We start from the raw sequence: 16,939 nt of genomic DNA, 5'->3' as shown, positions 1-16,939 counted from the left end.
CGGCGGCCCGCCCCTCAGCCAGGCGGGGCGGGACGGCTCCCCGCCGGGCTGCTCAGAGTGCGCCCCGGTAGGTCCACCGGCCGCCGAGCAGGGTGCCCAGGATCGGCGCGCGACGGAGTTCCTCCCCGCTGAGCCCGGCCGGATCGCGCTCGGTGATCATCAGATCCGCGGGGTCGCCGGGCCGAACGCCGTGTCGTCCCCGGCTCGCCGCCGCCAGTGCCACCGGCAGCGGGATCGCCTGCTCGGGGTGCCACGGCGGCCGCTCGTCGTCGGTGCGCTCCACCGCGGAGGCGATCCCGTCCCATGGGTCGAGCGGAGCCACCGGGGCGTCGGAACCCAGCTCCAGGGTGGCCCCGGCCGCGAGCAGACCGGCGTAGGCGAAGGCGCGCCCGGTACGCCCGTGCCAGTGCCGGTCGGCCACCTCCCGGTCGTCGGGCGCGTGGGCGGGCTGGACGCCCGCGATCAGACCGGGACGGGCGAACCTCGCGAAGTCCGCCGGGCGGAGCAACTGGGCGTGCTCGATCCGGCCCGGGCAGCCGACCCGTTCGAAGGCGTCCAGCGCGATGCCGGTCGCCAGGTCGCCGATGGCGTGCACCGCCGGTTGGATGCCGTGCGCGGCGGCCAGCGCCATCGTGGCGTGCAGCTCGTCGGGCGGCGTCTCCAGCAGCCCGCGTGTCCCCGTGCCCGGGTAGGGGTCTTCGCAGTAGGCCGTCCGGGTGTTCAGCGAGCCGTCGACGAAGATCTTCACCGGGCCGACCTCCAGCAGCCCGTCCGACCCGGCCACCGGCTCCCCGGTGCGCAGGCCGCGGCCGATCGCCTCCTCCAGGCGGCCCTTCGGGATCGAGCAGCGCACCCGGGCGTCGATCCGCCGGTGCCGGACCCGCCGGCTCCAGGCGGTGACGTTGTCGGCGAACTCGAAGTCGAGCACGCCGACCACGCCCCGGGCCGCGGCGGCGGTGAGCGCTTCGGCCACCCAGCGGTCGAGCTCGTCCTCGGGCGGCGGGGGCAGCTCCGCCATCGCGCTGTAGCAGTCCTGCTCGCGCAGCACTCCGGTCGGGTGATCGCCCCGGCCGATCACCGCGAGCGCGGCCGGACTGAACCACGCCGTGTGCAGGTCGTTGCTGACCAGGACGACCGCCCTGCCGGGAGCCGCCGCCTCCAGCAGCGACTTGTGCGGTGCGTCCGGCCACAGGCCGTCGCGGAAGCCGTAGCCCATCGTGATCCCGGACGCGGCGGCGTGCGCGGTGATGAGCTCGACGGCCTCCTTCGCCGACCGGGCCGGGCTCAGGTCGACTCTCCGCCTGGCCTGGGCCCACTGCTCGCTGTGCACGTGCGCGTCCCACAGGCCGGGCAGGAGGGTGCCGCCCCCGACGTCCACCGACTCGTCGCAGGGCGGCGGCTCGGCACTCACCTCCGCGACCCTGCCGTCGGAGATCAGGACATGGCGGAGCGGGCCACCGAGACCGACCCGCGCGTTGCGCAGCAGCAGAGAAGGCATGGAGCAGACGTTAGCCCACAGACCAGACATCGCGGGCGGCGATCCGGCCGGCCGGGACATGGGCGCCTGCGGGTACGGCCAGGCCCCGCCAGGACGCCCGCCCCGGCGGCGGAAACGGGAGGGCCCCGGCGAGCGAGGCTCGCCGGGGCCCTCCCGGAACGACTCCTACAGACCGGCGGCGGTGCGCAGCGCCTCGGCGCGGTCGGTGGACTCCCAGGAGAACTCCTTGCGGCCGAAGTGCCCGTAGGCGGCGGTCGGCGAGTAGATCGGGCGGAGCAGGTCCAGGTCGCGGATGATCGCGGCCGGGCGCAGGTCGAAGACCTGGAGCACGGCGTCCTGGATCTTCGCGACGTCGATCTTCTCGGTGCCGAAGGTCTCGACGAAGACGCCGACCGGGTGCGCCTTGCCGATGGCGTAGGCGACCTGGACCTCGGCGCGGTCGGCCAGGCCGGCGGCGACGATGTTCTTGGCGACCCAGCGCATCGCGTAGGCGGCCGAGCGGTCGACCTTGGACGGGTCCTTGCCGGAGAAGGCGCCGCCGCCGTGGCGGGCCATGCCGCCGTAGGTGTCAACGATGATCTTGCGGCCGGTCAGGCCGGCGTCGCCCATCGGGCCGCCGATCTCGAAGCGGCCGGTCGGGTTGACCAGCAGGCGGTAGCCCTCGGTCTCGAGCTCGATGCCCGCGAGCACCGGGTCGACCACGTGCTCCTTGATGTCCGGCGCGAGCATCTCCTTGAGGTCGATCTCGGCGGCGTGCTGGGTGGAGACGACGACCGTGTCGAGGCGGACCGGCTTGTTGCCGTCGTACTCGATGGTGACCTGGGTCTTGCCGTCGGGCCGCAGGTAGGGCACCGTGCCGTCCTTGCGGACCTGCGACAGGCGCTCGGCCAGGCGGTGCGCCAGCTGGATCGGGAGCGGCATCAGCTCGGGGGTCTCGTTGGTCGCGTAACCGAACATCAGGCCCTGGTCGCCCGCGCCCTGGCGGTCGAGCTCGTCGGTGTCGCCCTCCTCGCGGTGCTCGTAGGCGTCGTCGACGCCCTGGGCGATGTCGGGCGACTGCGCGCCGATGGAGACCGAAACGCCGCAGGAGGCGCCGTCGAAGCCCTTGTGCGAGGCGTCGTAGCCGATCTGGAGGATCTTCTCCCGGATGAGGCCGGGGATGTCGACGTAGGTCTCCGTCGTCACCTCTCCGGCGACGTGGACCTGACCGGTGGTGATCAACGTCTCGACCGCGACCCGGCTCTTGGGGTCACCCTTGAGCATGGCGTCGAGAATCGCGTCACTGATCTGGTCTGCGATCTTGTCCGGGTGGCCCTCGGTGACCGACTCGGAGGTGAAAAGGCGGCGGGACAAGTCAGGGCTCCTCATGCAGCGGCTGCTGGCGGTTGTGGGCGCCGGTGCGGGGACACCGGTAGCGTTCCGCCGAAGTCTAGCTCCACCTGGAGCAGGCTTGTGAAACCATCTCGAATTCGGGCTTCTCCCAACGTGCGAAACTCTCGGACCCCGGCCTCTCCCCATGGGACCGGGAGCCGCCGGACGGCCGGCCGCGGCGCGGTCAGAGATGGGGAAGCGGGTCGGGCGGGAGCGTCTCGGGGGCGAAGACCTCGGCGTCGGCGGCGCATACCACCGCGCCGTACTCCTCTTCGATCTCGAACATCATGCCGCCGAGCTCGATCGCCGCACCCGAGGAGAACTCCACCGGCCCGAGCCGGGTCCGCCGGGAGTGAGTGGCGTAGACCGCGGTGGGCACGTCCCGGTCGAAGAACTTGGTGGACAGCACCGCGACCGTCTCACCGGTGACGACGATCAGGAAGGTCGCCATCACCGGCGAGCCCACCGAGAGCGCGGGCAGGATGTAGCGGATGTCCTGCCCGGGAGGGAGCAGGGCACGGCAGCGCGCTCTGACGGCGGCGGACACCGGCATGATCAGACCCCCTGGTGCGGCGTTCCAGGTCACTCCGGACGCAGTATCCGTCGGGAGGAGATCTCCGGCAAGCGGATCGGGACTTCGCTCCCCGATCGGTTCCACCGGGCCCGCACCCTGCGACCCGGCCTCAGGGGAGGCGAGCGGCCACCAGGTCCCAGACCACGTCGGCCAGGGCCTCCTTCGGCCCGCGCGGGATCTCCACGGGATCCGCGTCCGCGACCAGGACCACCGCGGCGTTGTCAGGGGTGCCGAAGGCGAGGTTCTCCCCCACCTGGTTGACGACGAGCAGGTCGCAGCCCTTGCGTGCGAGCTTGGCCCGCCCGTTGGCGAGGACGTCGTCGGTCTCGGCAGCGAACCCCGCGATCACCGCCGGGTACGGCTTGGCACCCTCGCGGCGCCGCTCCCCCAACTCCGCCAGAATGTCTGGATTTTTCACCAGATGGATGGCGTCGGGTTCGGCCGAGGTCTTTTTGATCTTCGAGTCGCTCCGCGCCGCGGGCCGGAAGTCGGCGACGGCGGCGGCCATCACCACGGCGTCGGCGCCCTCCACCGCCTCCAGCACGGCCTCGCGCAGTTGCAGGGCCGACTCGACCCGCACCACCGCGACCCCGGCGGGATCGGGCAGCGCGACGTTGGCGGCGACCAGCGTGACCCGGGCGCCGCGGGCGGCGGCCGTCCGGGCCAGCGCGTAGCCCTGCAGGCCCGAGGAGCGGTTGCCGATGAACCGGACCGGGTCGATGGCCTCGCGGGTGCCCCCGGCCGAGATGACCAGGTGACGGCCGGCCAGGTCGAGGGAGCGGCCGGCCAGGACCCGGCGGCAGACCTCGAAGATCTCCACGGGGTCGGGCAGCCGCCCGCGTCCGGTGTCGGCCCCGGTGAGACGGCCCACGGCGGGATCGAGGACGAGGGCGCCGCGCTCGCGCAGGGTGGCCACGTTGGCCTGGGTCGCCGGGTGCTCCCACATCTCGGTGTGCATCGCCGGGGCGAAGACCACCGGGCAGCGCGCGGTGAGCAGGGTGTTGGTCAGCAGGTCTCCGGCGAGGCCGTGGGCGGCCTTGGCGAGCACGTCGGCGGTGGCGGGGGCGACCACCACCAGGTCGGCGCCCTGGCCGATCCGGACGTGCGGCACCTCGTTCACGGCGTCCCAGACGTCGGCGCTCACCGGATTGCCGGAGAGCGCGGCCCAGGTCGGCTCGCCGACGAAACGCAGCGCCTCCTTGGTCGGGATGACCCTGACGTCGTGACCGGACTCGGTGAACAGGCGCAGCAGCTCGCACGCCTTGTAGGCGGCGATGCCCGCGCTCACTCCCAGGACGACGCTCGGCTTCGCGGGCGCGTCCGCACCGGGCGTCCCCATGTGAAGGACTAGCCCTCGATGGGCTCGGAGGTGAGCAGGCCCTCGCTGACCTCGCGCAGCGCGATGGAGAGCGGCTTCTCCTGCGCGTGGGTCTCCACCAGCGGGCCGACGTACTCCAGCAGGCCCTCGCCGAGCTGGGAATAGTAGGCGTTGATCTGGCGGGCGCGCTTCGAACCGAAGATCACGAGGCTGTACTTGCTGTCGACGATGTCGAGCAGCGCGTCGATCGACGGGTTGGTGATGCCTTCCGCGTAAGCGGCGTTGCTTGCCACGTTGTGTCTTCCCCTAGCTAGGTGAACGTCCGGGGCCAGAGGCCTCGGGAGCATCGGCCATCAAGGCTATCAGCCGATGACATACGTCATCGACGGACGTGTTCACCAAGGTCAGGTCGAACTCCTGCTCGGCGGCCATCTCGACCCGCCCCGCGGCGAGCCGGCGGGCGATGACGTCCTCCGGCTCGGTGCCCCTGCCGCGCAGGCGCTTCTCCAGCTCCTCCCAGCTCGGCGGGGCCAGGAAGACCAGCAGCGCCTCCGGCATGGTCGCGCGGACCTGACGCGCCCCCTGCAGGTCGATCTCCAGCAGCGCGGGGGTCCCGGCGGCGAGCTTCTTGAGGAGCGGCGTCCGCGGGGTTCCGTACCGGTTGCCGGCGAACTCGGCCCACTCCAGCAGCTCCCCGTCGGCGATGAGCCGGTCGAACTCGTCGTCGGCGGCGAAGAAGTACTCCACCCCGTGGGTCTCCCCCGGGCGTGGCTTCCTGGTGGTCACCGAGACCGACAGCCACACCTCGGGGTGTGCCCGTCGAAGCTCGGCGACGACCGTGGACTTGCCCACGCCCGACGGCCCGGACAGGACCGTCAGGCGGTTGCCGGCCGGCCCGGCGGAGGCTCTCGCCTCCTCCGGGCTGCCGGCCGGAGGTGTGGAGCCACCGGATCCGCTCGCCGCGGCTTCCTCCGGAGCCCGATTCTCATCGGGCCACGACGTTCCGGTCACTCCGAACCCCCCGTGATGCGCCCCCGCCGACGCGGGATGAACGTGCTGGTACGGAACCGAGACTAGCCCTCGGCTCCACCGAACTCACGCTCAAGGGAGGCGCGCTGGTTGGCGCCGAGACCCCGCACGCGGCGGGACTCGGCGATGCCCAGCCGCTCCATGAGCTGCTTGGCGCGGACCTTGCCCACGCCGGGGAGCGACTCCAGGAGGGCAGAGACCTTCATCTTGCCGATGACGTCGTCGGCCTGCCCGTCCTTGAGCACCTCGGTCAGAGAGACCGCACCGTGCTTCAGGCGGTTCTTGACCTCGGCACGCTCTCGGCGGGCCTTGGCAGCCTTCTCTAGGGCTGCGGCGCGCTGCTCAGGTGTAAGGGGAGGAAGAGCCACGCCGGGTCACCTCGAATTTCCTGTCGATGTACTCGGACGGGAAGGGAAACTAGCTGGTCATGGCGCTCCAAGCAACGTCAAGGCCGGTTTCTCCCCACAGAAAAGCCAGTTCTTAACGCTCCGTGCCCACTATATTGCCAAGTGTCGATCAAATGACGCCTAACTCCGCGTTTCCGGCGACGTAGATCACACACTCCGCCCGGCGGTCCCGGCGGCCCGGCGGAGCGCCGCGGCGATGCCCGCCGCCGCCGCCCCGGGGTCCGCGGAGCCGGTGATCGGGCGGCCGATCACCAGAAGGTCGGCCCCGTCGGCGAAAGCCCGTTCGGGAGTCGCTACTCTTGCCTGATCTTGACTGTCGGCGCCCACGGGGCGGACGCCGGGAGTGATCAAGGTGATGTCCGGCCCGACCTCCGCACGCACCGCGGCGACCTCACGCGGCGAGCAGACGAGGGCCCCGGCGCCCGCGGCGACGGCCAGGACCGACAGACGGCGCACGGCGTCCCCGGGCGGGCCGGCGATGCCCGTGCGCTCCAGATCGGCCTCTGAGAGCGACGTGAGCACCGTCACGGCCGCGATCTGGGTGGCGGGGGCGGCTTCCACCGCGGCGCGGATCATGGCCGGTCCCCCGGCCGCGTGGACGGTCAGGATCGCGGGTTTGAGCCGCGCCACGGCCCGGGCGGCTCCGGCCACGGTGTTGGGGATGTCGTGCAGCTTCAGATCCAGGAACACCCGCACCCCGCTCGCCCCGCGCACCGAGGCGATCACGTCGGGGCCGTAGCGCAGGTAGAGTTCGAGCCCCACCTTGACCGTGCTGACATGCGGGGTCACCAGGCTCGCCCAGCGGGCCGCGGTCTCCAGGTCGGGCGCGTCCAGTGCGACGGCGATCGGGGCGGGGGTCACAGGGAGCTCTCCTCGAAGTCCGTGCGGTGCCGGGCGGCCGCTCCCGGCGGGCGGTGGGCCAGTCCGATCACGTCGGCCAGCCGCTGGTATCCCCGGGCCGCCACGAGCTCCTCCAGCTCGCGCAGGACCCGTGTGCAGGCGTAGGGATCGTGGAACAGCGCGGTGCCCACGGCGACGACGCAGGCGCCGGCGAGGATGAGCTCGAAGGCGTCCCTGCCGGTCAGCACACCGCCCATGCCGATGATGGGCACGCCGGGCAGCGCGGTGCGGACCTGCCACACGCAGCGTACGGCCAGCGGCCGGATGGCCGGTCCGGACAGCCCTCCGGTGCCCGCGGCCAGCGCAGGGAGCATGGTCTCGGTGTCGATGCTCATGCCCAGCGGATTGTTGATCATCGACAGGGCGTCGGCGCCCCCGTCCACGCAGGCTCTGGCGACGCTCACGATGTCGGCGGTGTCCGGCGAGAGCTTGGCCACCACCGGCACGTCGTAGCGCATCACCGCGCGCACCGAGGCGATCACCTCGGCCGAGGCCCCGCCGTCGCGGGCGAAGACCCGCCCGCGGTCCTCGATATTGGGGCAGGACAGGTTGACCTCCACGGCGGTCACGCCGGGTGCGTCGTTGAGCCTGCGGGCCAGCGCGGTGTACTCGGCCACGGTGCCGCCGCCGATGGAGACCACGGTCCGGACGTTGCGCTGGGCCAGCCAGGGCAGCTCCCGCGCCAGGAAGGCGTCCACGCCGGGCCCCTGCAGCCCGACGGCGTTCAGCAGGCCGGAGGGCGTCTCGGCCATCCTGGGGGTCGGGCGGCCCGCCCTGGGCGCCATCGTGATCGACCGGGTGGTCACCGCGCCGATCCTGCCCAGGTCGAAGAACTGGGCCAGCTCGGAGCCCGACCCCGCGCACCCGGCGGCGGTGACCACCGGGTTGGCCAGCTCCACGTGTCCCAGGTACGTCCGCATGTCAACCGGCATTCCGCGATCCTCCGCCGGGTGCTCCGAGCGCGTCGAACGGGATCGTTCCCACATCGTCGAAGCGGACGCGCTCGCCCCGGAAGACCGGCCCCTCCACGCACGATCGGACCATCCTGGTGATCCCGTCGTCTCCGATGACCGGCAGCACGCATGTCATGCAGACGCCGATCCCGCAGGCCATCCGCTCCTCCACGGCCGCCTGGACCGGGATGTCGAACTCGACCGCCACCGCGGTCACGCCGCGCAGCGTCTCCATCGGGCCGCTGGCGTAGACCGCGTCCGCCCGCACGTCGGCGATCACCCCGGGCAGCGCGTCGGTGACCCTGCCGCGCATGCCGAGCGAGCCGTCCTCCGTGGTCAGGGTGGTGGTCTCCGCCATCCGGCGGGCGCGCATCGCGCCGAAGACCCGGCCGGCCGAGGCCCCGCCGAGCACGAAGTCGACCCGGCACCCGCGCCGCTGGAGCGCGTCGGCGACGGCGAAGAGCACGGCCGAGCCGTACTCGTCGCCGACCATGACGCAGGTGACCGGGTCCCGGGGCAGCGGGAACGGGCGGCCGAGCGGGCCGACCAGGTCCAGCGTGTCGCGGGCGCGGCGCTCGGCGAGCCAGGCGGTGCCGGGGCCGTTGACCGCGAAGACGAACTCGACCGTACCGCCGTAGTCGGGCTTGACGTCATGGATGGAGAAGGCCCGCCGGGTCAGCATGGACGTGCCGGAGCCGCCCACGGCCACCGCCACGAAGTGGCCGGGCCGGAAGCGCTCGGCGATGCCGGGTGCCACCACGGTCAGCGCATGGTAGGCATCGACCTGGCGCGTCGTCAGCACCGTACCGGTGACCTGCACCGGGGTTACAGCCGTCTCCCTCACCTCCGCCGGGGGCGCCCTCGCCGGCCCGCGAGAACGCCCCCTGAGCCGTCAGCCTCGCAACTGCCCCTGCCGATGGTCGCGTTCGGCTCCTCGCTCACTCCGCCGACGGCTCATCCTTCACCGCCCGCTTCGCTCACTCCTCGCCTCAGCCGCTCCCGCCCATGGTCGCGTTCGGCTCCTCGCTCACTCCGCCGACGGCTCATCCTTCACCGCCCGCTTCGCTCACTCCTCGCCTCAGCCGCTCCGCGTGCTCCTGGAGCGACCGTACGCCGATGTCACCTCGGACGATGGCCTGAATGCCCTGGACGGCCGCGGCGAGTCCCTGAACGGTCGTGATGCAGGGGATGCCCCGCAGCACGGCCGCGGTGCGGATCTCGTAGCCGTCCAGGCGCGGCCCGGCCTGACCGGGGCTGCCGAAGGGCGTGTTCACGATGAGATCCACCTCGCCGTCCAGGATGCGCCGGCCGATCGTCGGCTCTCCCTGCGGACCCGTTCCGTCACTCTGCTTGCGCACGATCTTGGCATGGACGCCGTTGCGGCGCAGCACCTCGGCCGTTCCCTCGGTGGCCAGGATCTCGAAACCGAGGTCGGCGAGCGCCTTCACCGGGAAGATCATCGCCCGCTTGTCCCGGTTGGCCACGGAGACGAAGGCCCGCCCCCGCGTCGGCAGCGGGCCGTAGGCGGCGTCCTGCGACTTGGCGTAGGCCGTGCCGAAGAACGCGTCGATGCCCATCACCTCGCCGGTGGAGCGCATCTCCGGGCCGAGCACGGTGTCAACCCCGCGGAAGCGGTTGAACGGCAGCACCGCCTCCTTGACCGCGATCGGCGCGTCCAGCGGCATGGTGCCGCCGTCGCCCTCGGCCGGGAGCATGCCCTCGGCGCGCAGCTGCGCGACGGTCGCGCCCATCATCACCCGGGCCGCGGCCTTGGCCAGCGGCACCGCCGTGGCCTTGGAGACGAACGGCACGGTACGGCTGGCGCGCGGGTTGGCCTCCAGCACGTACAGGATGTTGGCCGACATGGCGTACTGCACGTTGAGCAGGCCCCGCACGCCCACTCCGCGGGCGATGGCCTCGGTGGCGGCGCGGATGCGCTTGATGTCGTGGCTGCCGAGCGTCATCGGGGGCAGCGAGCAGGCCGAGTCACCGGAGTGGATGCCGGCCTCCTCGATGTGCTCCATCACACCGCCGAGGTAGAGCTCCTCGCCGTCGAACAGGGCGTCCACGTCGATCTCGACGGCCTCGTCGAGGAACTTGTCCACCAGCACCGGGTGGTCGCTGGCCGCGCCCGCCCTCGACATGTAGGTGACGAGCGTCTCGTCGTCGTAGACGATCGCCATGCCCGCGCCGCCCAGCACGTAGCTCGGCCTCACCAGCACCGGGTAGCCGATCTCCGCGGCGATCTCCAGCGCCTCCTGCTCGGTCACCGCGGTGCCGTGCTTGGGCGCCGGCAGGCCGGCCTCGGCGAGCACGCGGCCGAACGCGCCGCGTTCCTCGGCCAGGTGGATGGACTCCGGAGAGGTGCCGACGATCGGCACGCCCGCGTCCTTGAGCGCCTGCGCCAGGCCGAGCGGGGTCTGCCCGCCCAGCTGCACGATGACGCCGGCGACCGGGCCGGTCTGCTGCTCGGCGTGGACGACCTCCAGCACGTCCTCCAGGGTGAGCGGCTCGAAGTAGAGCCGGTCGGAGGTGTCGTAGTCGGTGGAGACCGTCTCCGGGTTGCAGTTGACCATGACGGTCTCGTACCCCGCCGCCGACAGCTCGAAGGAGGCGTGCACGCACGCGTAGTCGAACTCGATGCCCTGGCCGATGCGGTTGGGCCCGGAGCCGAGGATGAGCACCTTGGGGCGGTCGCCGTACGGGACCTCGGTCTCCTCGTCGTAGGTGGAGTAGAGGTACGGCGTGCGCGCGGCGAACTCGGCGGCGCAGGTGTCCACGGTGTTGTAGACCGGCCGGACGCCGAGCGCGTGGCGCAGGTCGCGCACGCGCGGCTCGTCCATGCCGCGGATCTCGGCGATCTGCACGTCGCTGAAGCCGTAGCGCTTGACCTTCGTCAGCAGCCCGGCGGTGAGCTGCGGCGCCTCGCGCAGCTCGGCCGCGACCTCGTCGATCGCCATCAGCTGGTCCAGGAACCACGGGTCGACCGCGGTCGCCTCGAACAGCTGCTCCATCGTGGCCCCGGCGCGGATGGCCTGCTGCATCGTGAAGAGCCTGCCGTCGTGCGGGGTGCGGCAGGCCTCCAGAAGCTCCTCCAGCGGCCCGGGCTCCCCCGCCCAGGAGAAGGCGGCCCCCTTCTTCTCCAGCGAGCGCAGGGCCTTCTGCAGGGCCTCGGGGAAGGACCGTCCGATGGCCATGGCCTCGCCGACCGACTTCATGTGGGTCGTCAGGGTCTGGTCGGCCCCGGCGAACTTCTCGAAGGCGAAACGCGGCACCTTGACCACGATGTAGTCGAGCGAGGGCTCGAACGAGGCCGGGGTCTCCCGGGTGATGTCGTTGGGGATCTCGTCGAGGGTGTAGCCGATGGCGAGCTTGGCCGCGATCTTGGCGATCGGGAAGCCGGTCGCCTTGGAGGCGAGGGCGCTGGAACGGCTCACCCGGGGGTTCATCTCGATGACGATCATGCGGCCGGTGCGCGGGTTGACCGCGAACTGGATGTTGCAGCCGCCGGTGTCGACGCCGACCTCGCGGATGACCGCGATGGCCACGTCGCGCATGTTCTGGTACTCGCGGTCGGTGAGGGTCAGCGCGGGGGCCACGGTGACGCTGTCGCCGGTGTGCACGCCCATCGGGTCGAGGTTCTCGATGGAGCAGACGATGACGACGTTGTCGGCCTTGTCGCGCATGACCTCCAGCTCGTACTCCTTCCAGCCGAGGATGGACTCCTCTAGGAGCACCTCGGTGGTCGGCGAGGCGTCCAGGCCCGCCCCGGCGATGCGGCGCAGGTCGGTCTCGTCGTGCGCGAAGCCGGAGCCGACGCCGCCCATCGTGAAGGAGGGCCGCACGACCAGCGGGTAGCCGAGCTCCCCGGCCGCGGCCAGGCACTCGTCCATGGTGTGGCAGACGAACGAGCGCGCCGACTCGGCGTTGAGACCGTGCTCGGCCGCGACCTTGGCGACGATGTCCTTGAACTTCTCGCGGTTCTCGCCCGCCTCGATGGCGTCCACGTCGGCGCCGATCAGCTCGACGTCGTACTTGGCGAGCACTCCCGCCGCGTGCAGGGAGATCGCGGTGTTGAGCGCCGTCTGGCCGCCGAGGGTGGGCAGCAGCGCGTCGGGGCGCTCCTTGGCGATGATCTTCTCGACGGTCTCCGGAGTGATCGGCTCGACGTAGGTCGCGTCGGCGAACTCGGGGTCCGTCATGATCGTCGCGGGGTTGCTGTTGACGAGGATCACGCGGAAGCCCTCGGCCCGCAGCACGCGGCAGGCCTGGGTGCCGGAGTAGTCGAACTCGCAGGCCTGCCCGATCACGATCGGCCCGGAGCCGATCACCATGACCGACTGGATGTCCGTGCGCTTAGGCACCCTTGCTCTCCTCTGCGTCCATGGCCGCGCTCAGCTCCTCGTTCTCTCCGCCGACGGCTCGCCCCTCGCCGGTCGCCCGCCCCATCGACCGCTCCATCAGACGGCAGAACTGGTCGAACAGGCTCGCCGAGTCGTGCGGCCCTGCCGCGGCCTCGGGGTGGTACTGCACGCTGAAGGCGGGCCGGTCGACCAGGCGCAGGCCCTCGACGCAGTCGTCGTTGAGGTTGACGTGGCTGACCTCCGCCGGGCCGTACGGCGTGTCGAAGACCCCGTCCAGCGGGGCCTGCACGGCGAAGCCGTGGTTGTGCGCGGAGATCTCCACCTTGCCGGTGCGCCGGTCCTGGACCGGCTGGTTGACCCCGCGGTGGCCGTAGCGCAGCTTGTAGGTGCCCAGGCCCAGGGCCCGGCCGAAGATCTGGTTGCCGAAGCAGATGCCGAAGAACGGCGTGCCCGCCTCCAGCACGCCCTTCAGGGCGGCCACCGGGCCGTCGGCGGTGGCCGGGTCGCCGGGGCCGTTGGAGAAGAACACCCCGTCGGGGCCGAGGGCGAGGATCTCCTCGGCGGTGGCGGTGGCGGGCAGCACGTGCACCTCGCAGCCGCGCTCGGCCATCCGGTGCGGGGTCATGGACTTGATGCCCAGGTCCACGGCGGCCACCGTGTACTTCTTCTCGCCGATGGCGGGGATCACGTACGGCTCGGCGGCGGAGACCTGCCCGGCCAGGTCGGCGCCCTCCATCGTGGGGCTGAGGCGGACCCGCTCCAGCAGCTCCTCCACCGGGGCGAGGGCCGCGCCGGAGAAGATGCCGGCGCGCATGGCGCCGCGCTCGCGCAGGTGGCGGGTGAGGGCGCGGGTGCCGGGGGTCGCGATCCCGACGACCCCGTACTCCTTCAGGTAGTCGTCCAGGGAGCGGTTGGCGCGCCAGTTGGAGGAGACGCGCGCGGGCTCGCGGACCACGTAGCCCGAGACCCAGACGCGGGAGGACTCGGGGTCCTCGTCGTTGACCCCGGTGTTGCCGATGTGCGGCGCGGTCATCGCGACGATCTGGCGGTGGTAGGAGGGGTCGGTGAGGGTCTCCTGGTAACCGGTCATGCCGGTGTTGAAGACCATCTCGCCGAAGGTCTCGCCCTCGGCGCCGTAAGGGGTGCCGTGGAAGACCCGGCCGTCCTCCAGCACGAGGACCGCGCCCGTGAGGGTGGTCGCCCCCGTGGCCGCGGTGTGCCCGTCGGCTCGCTCGCTTCGCTCAGTCACAGAAATATCCCGATCATCTCGGTCATTGCTTAACAAAGTATGAAATATCCGGCGCATGGGCGACGGGCGCCTCCACGATGTGGGACGCCCGCGCACCGGTGGTCATGCGAGCTTGCCGTCCAGGACGGTCGCTCGGCCGCGCAGGAAGGTGGCCACGACGCGGCCGGGCAGAGTGCGGCCCTCGTACGGGGTGTTGCGGCTCTTGGAGGCGTAGGACCCCGGGTCCACCTCCTCGCGCGCGGACGGGTCGTAGAGGGTGATGTTCGCCGGCGAGCCCACCTCGATGGGACGGCCGTGACCGGCCAGGCGGCCGATCCGCGCCGGGGCGTACGACATCCGCTCGGCGACGCCCGCCCAGTCGAGCAGGCCGGTCTCCACCATGGCCTCCTGGACCACCGACAGGGCCGTCTCCAGACCGATCATGCCCATGGCCGCGGCGGCCCACTCGGTCTCCTTGTCCTCGACCGGGTGCGGAGCGTGGTCGGTGGCGACGACGTCGATCGTGCCGTCGGCCAGGGCCGCGCGCAGCGCCTCGACGTCCTCGCGGGTGCGCAGCGGCGGGTTCACCTTGTAGATCGGGTTGTAGGCGCCGACCGGGGAGTCCTCGACGAGGTCGTCGGTGAGCAGCAGGTGGTGCGGGGTCACCTCTGCGGTGACGTTCCAGCCCTTGGACTTGGCCCAGCGGACGATCTCCACGGAGCCCGCGGTGGACAGGTGGCAGACGTGCAGGCGGGAGCCGACGTGCGCGGCGAGCAGGCAGTCGCGGGCGATGATCGCCTCCTCGGCGACCGCGGGCCAGCCGGTCAGGCCGAGCCTGCCGGAGACCGCGCCCTCGTTCATCTGCGCGCCGGCGGTCAGCCGCGGCTCCTGGGCGTGCTGGGCCACGACCCCGTCGAAGGCCTTGACGTACTCCAGGGCGCGGCGCATGAGCACCGCGTCGGAGACGCACTTGCCGTCGTCGGAGAAGACCCGGACGCGGGCGGCGGAGTCGGCCATCGCGCCGAGCTCGGCCAGCCGCTCGCCGGCCAGCCCCTCGGTGACCGCGCCGACCGGCTGCACGTCGCAGTGACCGGCCTCCTGCCCGAGCCGCCAGACCTGCTCCACGACTCCGGCGGTGTCGGCGACCGGGGAGGTGTTGGCCATGGCGTGCACGGCGGTGTAGCCGCCGAGGGCGGCCGCGCGGGTGCCGGTCTCGACGGTCTCGGCGTCCTCCCGGCCGGGCTCGCGCAGGTGGGTGTGGAGGTCCACCAGGCCGGGCAGGGCGATGAGGCCCGCCGCCTCGACGGTCTCGTCCCCGGCCAGGTCCCGGCCGATCCCGGCGATGACGCCGTCCTCGATCAGGATGTCGGCGGGCTCGCCGCCGAGGATCCTGGCGCCCTTGATGACGATGCTCCCCGGGCTCACCGGGCTCACTGGGCTCACTTGTCTTCTCCTCCGAGGTCGGCGCCGCCGAGCAGCAGGTACAGAACGGCCATGCGGGTGGTCACGCCGTTGGCGACCTGCTCGACGATGGTCGAGCGCGCCGAGTCGGCCACCTCCGCCGCGATCTCCATGCCCCGGTTCATCGGCCCGGGATGCATCACGATCGCCTCGTCGTGGAGCTTGGCGACGCGGTCGCGGTCGAGGCCGTAGCGGCGGCTGTACTCGCGCTCGGTGGGGAAGAACGCGGCGTTCATCCGCTCGCGCTGCACCCGCAGCATCATGACCACGTCCGACTTGGGCAGCACGGCGTCGAGGTCGTAGGAGACCTCGCACGGCCAGGAGTCGACGCTCACCGGCAGCAGCGTCGGCGGGGCGACCAGGGTCACCTCCGCGCCGAGCGTGGCCAGCAGCAGCACGTTGGAGCGGGCCACCCGGCTGTGCAGGACGTCGCCGACGACGGTGACCCTGCGGCCCTCCAGCGAGCCGAGGCGGCGGCGCATCGTGAAGGCGTCGAGCAGGGCCTGCGTGGGGTGCTCGTGGGTGCCGTCGCCGGCGTTGACGACGCTGCCGCGCACCCAGCCCGCCAGCCGGTACGGCGCGCCGGAGGCGCCGTGCCGGATGACGACGGCGTCGGCGCCCATCGCCTCCAGCGTGAGCGCGGTGTCCTTGAGCGACTCGCCCTTGGAGACGCTGGAGCCCTTGGCCGAGAAGTTGATGACGTCGGCCGAGAGGCGCTTGGCCGCGGCCTCGAAGGAGATCCGGGTCCGGGTGGAGTCCTCGAAGAAGAGGTTGACCACCGTACGGCCCCGCAGGGTCGGCAGCTTCTTGATGGAACGGTCCGAGATCCTGGCCAGCTCGTCGGCGGTGTCGAGGATGAGCAGGGCGTCGTCGCGGCTCAGGTCGGCCGCCGAGATCAGGTGACGCTTCATTTCTCGTCTTCCTTCAGCAGCAGGACCGCGTCGCGGCCGTCGTTCTCCTCCAGGTAGACCTTCACGATCTCGGACTTGGAGGTCGGAAGGTTCTTGCCCACGTAGTCGGCCCGGATGGGCAGCTCGCGGTGGCCGCGGTCGACCAGGGCGGCGAGCTGGACGGCCCGCGGGCGGCCCAGGGCAGCGAGCGCGTCGAGCGCGGCGCGGACGGTGCGGCCGGAGTAGAGCACGTCGTCGACCAGGACGACCGTCTTGTCGTCGATGCCGTCGGCGGGGAGCTCGGTGCGGCCGAGCGGACGCGCGGGCCTGGTCCGCAGGTCGTCGCGGTACATCGTGATGTCGAGGGAGCCGACCGGGACGGGGTGGCCTTCGAACTGCCTGATGTGCCCGGCCAGGCGGCGGGCGAGATAGACGCCTCGTGTGGGGATCCCGAGGAGGACGACGTCCTCGCCGCCCTTGGTGCGCTCCAGGATCTCGTGGGAGATGCGGATCAGCGCCCGGTTGATGTCGGGACCCTCGAGGACCGCGTGCACATGACTTTGGGCATGCGGAATGGCCTCGGCCAAGAGAACACCACCTTTCCCGCCTCACGGGACGGGTCTTAAAGGAAGTCGACGCCTTCACGGTAGCAGCCGGAGGGCAGCCGATCGGAATCGGGTTGTTACTTCACCAAAGAGACAATCATCACTTCCAGCTACATACCACTCTAGGCGATCATTTATTCCAATATCCGACAGGGTCTCCCTGTGCCCCGGCGGCGCGGGGAAAGGCCGCGACGGCACCCGGAGCGGCCCCCGCACCCCCTCCCGGGTCGCCCGCGGCCCCCGCTCGCCGGCGGGAGCCCCGCTCTCCGCCCGCCGGCGGGCGGGGGTTTCATTCCGCGCCCCCCGGGAACTCAACCCGTATGAGCCTGTGAACGCAGGCC

15 protein-coding genes are annotated in these 16,939 nt (G+C 71.8%); all 15 read right to left on the bottom strand.

Annotated elements, in window-relative coordinates:
- Positions 1-52: 52 nt before the first annotated feature.
- Positions 53-1,498, bottom strand: coding sequence for an amidohydrolase (locus tag HS041_RS16995; RefSeq protein WP_196441648.1), 1,446 nt, complete (start codon positions 1,496-1,498; stop codon positions 53-55).
- Between the two features lie 165 nt (positions 1,499-1,663).
- A complete protein-coding gene (gene metK, locus HS041_RS16990) occupies positions 1,664-2,851 on the bottom strand; it encodes a methionine adenosyltransferase (protein WP_196441647.1) in 1,188 nt (395 codons plus the stop codon).
- 202 nt (positions 2,852-3,053) lie between these two features.
- Positions 3,054-3,422, bottom strand: coding sequence for a hypothetical protein (locus HS041_RS16985; RefSeq protein ID WP_196441646.1), 369 nt, complete (start codon positions 3,420-3,422; stop codon positions 3,054-3,056).
- A gap of 130 nt (positions 3,423-3,552) precedes the next feature.
- Positions 3,553-4,782, bottom strand: coding sequence for a bifunctional phosphopantothenoylcysteine decarboxylase/phosphopantothenate--cysteine ligase CoaBC (gene coaBC, locus HS041_RS16980; protein ID WP_196441645.1), 1,230 nt, complete (start codon positions 4,780-4,782; stop codon positions 3,553-3,555).
- A gap of 8 nt (positions 4,783-4,790) precedes the next feature.
- Positions 4,791-5,054, bottom strand: a complete 264-nt coding sequence (gene rpoZ, locus HS041_RS16975; RefSeq protein ID WP_184938999.1) for a DNA-directed RNA polymerase subunit omega — start codon at positions 5,052-5,054, stop codon at positions 4,791-4,793.
- A 13-nt stretch (positions 5,055-5,067) separates the two neighbouring features.
- A complete protein-coding gene (gene gmk, locus HS041_RS16970; protein ID WP_230879353.1) occupies positions 5,068-5,640 on the bottom strand; it encodes a guanylate kinase in 573 nt (190 codons plus the stop codon).
- Between the two features lie 194 nt (positions 5,641-5,834).
- The gene (mihF, locus tag HS041_RS16965) at positions 5,835-6,158 is read right to left on the bottom strand and encodes an integration host factor, actinobacterial type (RefSeq protein WP_196441643.1); all 324 of its coding nucleotides are present in this window, start codon (positions 6,156-6,158) and stop codon (positions 5,835-5,837) included.
- 186 nt (positions 6,159-6,344) lie between these two features.
- A complete protein-coding gene (gene pyrF, locus HS041_RS16960) occupies positions 6,345-7,058 on the bottom strand; it encodes an orotidine-5'-phosphate decarboxylase (protein ID WP_196441642.1) in 714 nt (237 codons plus the stop codon).
- Complete coding sequence (locus tag HS041_RS16955) at positions 7,055-8,029, bottom strand: dihydroorotate dehydrogenase (RefSeq protein WP_196441641.1); 975 nt, start codon at positions 8,027-8,029, stop codon at positions 7,055-7,057. Before HS041_RS16955 ends, pyrF begins: the two co-directional genes overlap by 4 nt.
- Positions 8,019-8,894 carry a dihydroorotate dehydrogenase electron transfer subunit gene (locus HS041_RS16950; RefSeq protein WP_307845331.1) on the bottom strand — a complete coding sequence of 292 codons (876 nt, stop codon included), beginning with the start codon at positions 8,892-8,894 and terminating at the stop codon, positions 8,019-8,021. The genes HS041_RS16955 and HS041_RS16950 overlap by 11 nt, the downstream gene beginning before the upstream one ends.
- 199 nt (positions 8,895-9,093) lie before the next feature.
- Entirely contained in the window at positions 9,094-12,414 is a 3,321-nt protein-coding gene (gene carB, locus HS041_RS16945) for a carbamoyl-phosphate synthase large subunit (protein ID WP_196441640.1), read from the bottom strand.
- Positions 12,407-13,588, bottom strand: coding sequence for a glutamine-hydrolyzing carbamoyl-phosphate synthase small subunit (gene carA, locus HS041_RS16940; protein ID WP_307845406.1), 1,182 nt, complete (start codon positions 13,586-13,588; stop codon positions 12,407-12,409). Before carA ends, carB begins: the two co-directional genes overlap by 8 nt.
- A 177-nt stretch (positions 13,589-13,765) precedes the next feature.
- Entirely contained in the window at positions 13,766-15,085 is a 1,320-nt protein-coding gene (locus tag HS041_RS16935) for a dihydroorotase (RefSeq protein WP_307845330.1), read from the bottom strand.
- Entirely contained in the window at positions 15,082-16,014 is a 933-nt protein-coding gene (locus HS041_RS16930) for an aspartate carbamoyltransferase catalytic subunit (protein WP_196441639.1), read from the bottom strand. The genes HS041_RS16935 and HS041_RS16930 overlap by 4 nt, the downstream gene beginning before the upstream one ends.
- The gene (pyrR, locus tag HS041_RS16925) at positions 16,011-16,547 is read right to left on the bottom strand and encodes a bifunctional pyr operon transcriptional regulator/uracil phosphoribosyltransferase PyrR (protein WP_196441638.1); all 537 of its coding nucleotides are present in this window, start codon (positions 16,545-16,547) and stop codon (positions 16,011-16,013) included. Before pyrR ends, HS041_RS16930 begins: the two co-directional genes overlap by 4 nt.
- Positions 16,548-16,939 lie beyond the last annotated feature (392 nt).

Origin of the sequence: Planomonospora sp. ID67723 (genome assembly GCF_015711605.1) — a bacterium.
GTDB lineage: Bacteria > Actinomycetota > Actinomycetes > Streptosporangiales > Streptosporangiaceae > Planomonospora_A.
This window is presented reverse-complemented; position numbering and strand designations above follow the sequence as displayed.

Coding starts and splice junctions, on each gene's coding strand:
- coaBC (WP_196441645.1), bottom strand. CDS start 4,782: ATGGGGACGCCCGGTGCGGACGCGCCCGCGAAGCCGAGCGTCGTCCTG.
- HS041_RS16955 (WP_196441641.1), bottom strand. CDS start 8,029: ATGCCGGTTGACATGCGGACGTACCTGGGACACGTGGAGCTGGCCAAC.
- HS041_RS16995 (WP_196441648.1), bottom strand. CDS start 1,498: ATGCCTTCTCTGCTGCTGCGCAACGCGCGGGTCGGTCTCGGTGGCCCG.
- HS041_RS16985 (WP_196441646.1), bottom strand. CDS start 3,422: ATGCCGGTGTCCGCCGCCGTCAGAGCGCGCTGCCGTGCCCTGCTCCCT.
- HS041_RS16930 (WP_196441639.1), bottom strand. CDS start 16,014: ATGAAGCGTCACCTGATCTCGGCGGCCGACCTGAGCCGCGACGACGCC.